Raw genomic sequence first — 4,622 nt, 5'->3', positions numbered from 1 at the left:
TCGCCCCGCCCGTCTCCGCCAGGATCTTCGTAATCGCAGCCGTCAACGACGTCTTGCCATGGTCGACATGGCCGATCGTCCCGATGTTGCAGTGCGGCTTATTCCGCTCAAATTTGGCCTTCGCCATAATTGCTATCTCCTGTGGGCGGTTTACTTGGGTTTCAGCGCGTCCGCGATTGCCTGCGGCACGGTCTCATAATGATCGAACTGCATCGTGTACTGCGCCCGGCCCTGTGACATGGACCGCAGCGTGTTGATGTAGCCGAACATGTTCGCAAGCGGGACCATCGCGGTCACGACCTGCGCGTTGCCGCGGGTATCGGTGCCGTGCACCTGACCGCGACGGGAATTGAGGTCGCCGATCACGCCGCCGAGGAATTCCTCCGGCGTCACGACTTCCACCTTCATGATCGGCTCGAGCAGCTTGGCCGCCTTCTTCTCGGCCAGCTCGCGGAACGAAGCGCGGGCGGCGATGTCGAAGGTGAGCGCATTCGAGTCGACTTCGTGATAGGCGCCGTCAACCAGCGTCGCCTTGAAGTCGATCACCGGGAAGCCGGCGAGAATGCCGCTTTCCTTCTGCGCCTTGATGCCCTTTTCGACCGACGGGATGAATTCCTTCGGGATCGAACCGCCGACGACCTTGTTTTCGAACACGAAGCCCGAGCCCGCGGGCAGCGGTTCGTATTCGATCTTGACGCGGGCGAACTGGCCCGAACCGCCGGTCTGTTTCTTGTGGGTGTAGTCGATGGTCAGCGGCTTCGACAGCGTCTCGCGATACGCCACCTGCGGCGCGCCGACGTTGGCTTCCACCTTGTAGGTGCGCTTGAGGATGTCGACCTTGATGTCGAGGTGCAGTTCGCCCATGCCCTTGAGGATGGTCTGGCCGGACTCCTGGTCGGTCGAGACGCGGAACGACGGATCTTCCTGAGCCAGACGCTGAAGCGCCATGCCCATCTTTTCCTGGTCGGCTTTGGTCTTCGGCTCGATCGCAAGCTCGATCACCGGATCGGGGAATTCCATGCGCTCGAGGATCACCGCATTGTTGGGATCGCAGAGCGTTTCGCCCGTGGTCGTCAGCTTGAGGCCGGCGAAGGCAACGATGTCGCCTGCGTTGGCTTCCTTGATGTCTTCGCGGCTGTTCGCATGCATCAGCAGCATGCGGCCGACGCGTTCGTTCTTGTCCTTGACCGAATTGAGCACCGACGTGCCCGAGGTCACCGAACCCGAATAGACGCGGACGAAGGTGATCGACCCGACGAAGGGGTCGTCCATGATCTTGAACGCGAGGCCCGCGAACGGCGCCTTGTCGTCGGCCGGACGCTCGACTTCAAGATCGTCCTTATGCGGAACGTGGCCCTTCACCGCCGGAATGTCGAGCGGCGACGGCAGGAAGTCGACGACGGCGTCGAGCAACGGCTGCACGCCCTTGTTCTTGAACGCCGAGCCGCACATCACCGGCACGAACTTGAAGCCGATGGCACCCTTGCGGATGCAGCGCACCAGATCTTCTTCGCTCGGCAGGGTGCCTTCGAGATAGGCCTCGAGCAGCGCCTCGTCTTCCTCGACCGCCATTTCGACGAGCTGGGTATGCAGCTCTTCGCACTTGGCTTTGAGGGCCTCGGGAATGTCGATTTCGTCGTACTGGGCGCCGAGCTGCTCTTCATGCCAGACGAAGCCGCGCATGCGAATGATATCGACGATGCCCTTGAAGTCGGCTTCGGAGCCGATCGGCCACGTCAGCACCAGCGGACGCGCGCCGAGCCGGTCAACCATCATCTGGACGCAGCGGCCGAAATCGGCGCCCATGCGGTCCATCTTGTTGACGAAGCAGATGCGCGGAACGTGATACTTGTCGGCCTGGCGCCACACCGTCTCGGACTGCGGCTCAACACCGGCGACGGCATCGAACACAGCCACCGCGCCGTCCAGCACGCGCATCGAACGTTCCACCTCGATGGTGAAGTCGACGTGGCCGGGGGTGTCGATGATGTTGATGCGGTGGTCGCGCCAGAAAGCGGTCGTCGCGGCCGACGTGATGGTAATGCCGCGCTCCTGCTCCTGCTCCATGAAGTCCATGGTCGCGGCGCCGTCGTGGACTTCGCCGATCTTATGGGACTTACCCGTGTAATAGAGGATGCGCTCGGTCGTCGTCGTCTTGCCGGCATCGATGTGCGCGGCAATACCGATGTTGCGATACTTTTCGAGCGGGGTCGTTCGGGGCACGGTACGGTCCTTTATTTACCAGCGATAATGCGAGAAGGCTCGGTTCGCATCCGCCATCTTGTGCGTGTCTTCACGCTTCTTGACGGCATTGCCGCGGTTGGACGCGGCATCGAGGATTTCGCCCGAGAGGCGGCCCGTCATCGTGGTCTCATTGCGAGCCCGCGAGGCGGTAATGATCCAGCGGATGGCGAGCGCGCGCGAACGGTCCTGGCGGACTTCCACCGGCACCTGATAGGTGGCGCCGCCGACGCGACGCGAACGCACTTCCAAAGCCGGCGCAACGTTGCGCAGCGCTTCGTGGAACACCGCCAGCGGGTCCTGCTTGGTCTTCTGGGCGATGACGTCGAACGCACCATACATGATGCCTTCAGCGGCGGACTTCTTGCCGTCGTACATCAGGCTGTTCATGAACTTGGCAACGACCAGATCGCCAAACTTGGCGTCCGGATTGATTTCGCGGCGGTCTGCGCGGCGGCGGCGAGCCATTCTAAATCTCCTCGATTACTTCGGACGCTTGGCGCCGTAGAGCGAACGGCGTTGCTTGCGGTCCTTGACGCCCTGGGTGTCGAGCAAGCCGCGGATGATGTGGTAGCGAACGCCCGGCAAGTCCTTGACGCGGCCGCCGCGGATCAGCACCACCGAGTGCTCCTGCAGGTTATGGCCTTCGCCCGGAATATAGGTGAGCGCTTCGTAGCCGTTGGTCAGGCGAACCTTCGCCACCTTACGGAGAGCGGAGTTCGGCTTCTTCGGGGTCGTCGTGTAAACGCGGGTGCATACGGCGCGCTTCTGCGGGCAATTCTGCAGCGCCGGCACCTTATTGCGCCGGGGCTTGCTACCGCGAGGCTTGCGGATCAGCTGATTGATCGTCGGCATTCCTGTTTCACTCTTTAGTGTGCCGGAGCACACGGGCCTTGACCTACGACCGGACGCACCATGCGCACGGCAAGAAACAAAACACCGAGTGCAGGGACTTCCTGCCTCGGTCAGATCGCGGAGGACGCCGGGCTAAGCCCTTGGTCGCGCGGTTCAACGCTATAAACTGGCTCTCCAACAGTGTTTCCGCGGGGGACGACCTGCCCTGAGAGGTGGGGCCTTATAGGGTGCGATTCCCGAAGCGTCAAGCAGCGAAAATTGACGACAATCCGGGAGCTTGCGCGACATGTCGGTCAGACGTTTTCGCACCAACAACCCGCCTGTGAGCCCTGCCCGCCTCGCGTGCACGACCATTCCCCAGGCATTCGCGGCGCCGAGCGATAGGGCGGAAGTGAGGCTTTGCAAGAAAATTACGGGTTAACAACGGGTTAATAACCCATCGCGAACCTTATCGCGCGCGCGAGCATCGCCCTTCCCTAATATCAAAACTGATTCTGCATCGCCTTCTCATCATCGACGTCGTCCCTGAATCGGCGCTGGACGATGTGACAATGCAAGCGCGCGACGACAAAGCGCCTTTTCTTCGTCGCCGGTCCGCCATCAAAACGGCAACACTATCTTTGCATATGGTCCGTATAGAGCGAGGGCCGACAAAGGACGGCTGGAATCGGATGGTTGTCTGCATCTGCAATCGGCTGACGGATACCATGATCGCTGCGGCGGTCGCCGATGGCGCGCGCAACCAGGCCGACGTCTTCCGCCGCTACCGCCTCAAGCGCGGCTGCTCCGCCTGCTCCGTCCGCATTGCCCAGGCGATCGAGCGCGCCCTCAACGGCCCCAGCCTCGAAGCGGCCGAGTGATCCGGCCCATCCGCACTTTCCGTTATTGACACTCGTTCGCAACTACCCGATTTAAGGGACCGTGAAGGCGCCCCTCGCCTTGCCCTAGCGTCAAAGTCGGGTACCTGGATGATCGTCTGCATTTGCAATAGGTTGAGCGAAGCCCGCGTGACCAAAGCCATCGCTGATGGCGCCCGGTCGGCGGACGATGTCTATGCCTTTTGCGGGGTTCAAAGGAACTGCGGACGATGTCAGGAAACGATCGAAGCACTGCTGGACAGCCAACCGGAGCCGGCGGTGCGAGCGCTGGAAGCGGCGGAATAGGCCCCTCGCCCACCGCCTCGCTGCCCGGCGACAGCGAAGTCGTCCGCCTGCTCAATGTGGCGCTCAAGAACGAACTGACCGCAATCAACCAGTACTTCCTGCATTCGCGGATGCTGGCCGATTGGGGCGTCTCGATCCTCGCCAATAAGGAATACGAAGAATCGGTCGACGAGATGAAGCACGCCGACCGGCTGATCAAGCGGGTGCTGTTCCTCGGCGGGCTGCCGAATCTCCAGGATCTCGGCAAGCTGCGCATCGGCGAATCCGTACGCGAGGTGCTGGGCTGCGATCTGGCGCTCGAACTCGACGCCCTCGGCACCCTGAAGGCCGGCGTCGCCCATAGCGAAACCATCGGCGATTACG

At 61.9% G+C, this 4,622-nt stretch carries 7 protein-coding genes; 3 read left to right on the top strand and 4 right to left on the bottom strand.

The genetic code is table 11. The features are described from left to right. The 4 genes from AC1P6P_RS12460 to rpsL form a co-directional block, all read right to left on the bottom strand. The coding region (locus tag AC1P6P_RS12460; protein ID WP_370153578.1) for a GTP-binding protein at positions 1 to 127 on the bottom strand (127 nt) is incomplete at its 3' end. Between the two features lie 23 nt (positions 128 to 150). Beyond that, on the bottom strand, positions 151 to 2,223 hold the full coding sequence (gene fusA, locus AC1P6P_RS12455) for an elongation factor G (protein WP_481402762.1): 2,073 nt from the start codon (positions 2,221 to 2,223) through the stop codon (positions 151 to 153). A 15-nt stretch (positions 2,224 to 2,238) separates the two neighbouring features. Next, a complete protein-coding gene (rpsG, locus tag AC1P6P_RS12450) occupies positions 2,239 to 2,709 on the bottom strand; it encodes a 30S ribosomal protein S7 (RefSeq protein WP_481402761.1) in 471 nt (156 codons plus the stop codon). Between the two features lie 15 nt (positions 2,710 to 2,724). Next, positions 2,725 to 3,096, bottom strand: coding sequence for a 30S ribosomal protein S12 (rpsL, locus tag AC1P6P_RS12445; protein ID WP_481402760.1), 372 nt, complete (start codon positions 3,094 to 3,096; stop codon positions 2,725 to 2,727). A 671-nt stretch (positions 3,097 to 3,767) separates the two neighbouring features. Here rpsL and AC1P6P_RS12440 point away from each other — a divergent pair. The 3 genes from AC1P6P_RS12440 to bfr form a co-directional block, all read left to right on the top strand. Beyond that, positions 3,768 to 3,956 (top strand): (2Fe-2S)-binding protein, encoded by a 189-nt coding sequence (locus tag AC1P6P_RS12440; RefSeq protein WP_481402759.1) that lies wholly within the window; start codon positions 3,768 to 3,770, stop codon positions 3,954 to 3,956. 108 nt (positions 3,957 to 4,064) lie between these two features. Continuing rightward, positions 4,065 to 4,259, top strand: a complete 195-nt coding sequence (locus AC1P6P_RS12435) for a (2Fe-2S)-binding protein (RefSeq protein WP_481402758.1) — start codon at positions 4,065 to 4,067, stop codon at positions 4,257 to 4,259. A gap of 20 nt (positions 4,260 to 4,279) precedes the next feature. Continuing rightward, on the top strand, positions 4,280 to 4,622 hold a 343-nt coding region (bfr, locus tag AC1P6P_RS12430), incomplete at its 3' end, for a bacterioferritin (protein WP_481402763.1).

It is taken from the genome of Rhizomicrobium sp. (assembly GCF_056722145.1).
The sequence above is the reverse complement of the archived record's forward strand: the minus strand, read 5'-3'. Positions and strand labels throughout refer to the sequence as shown.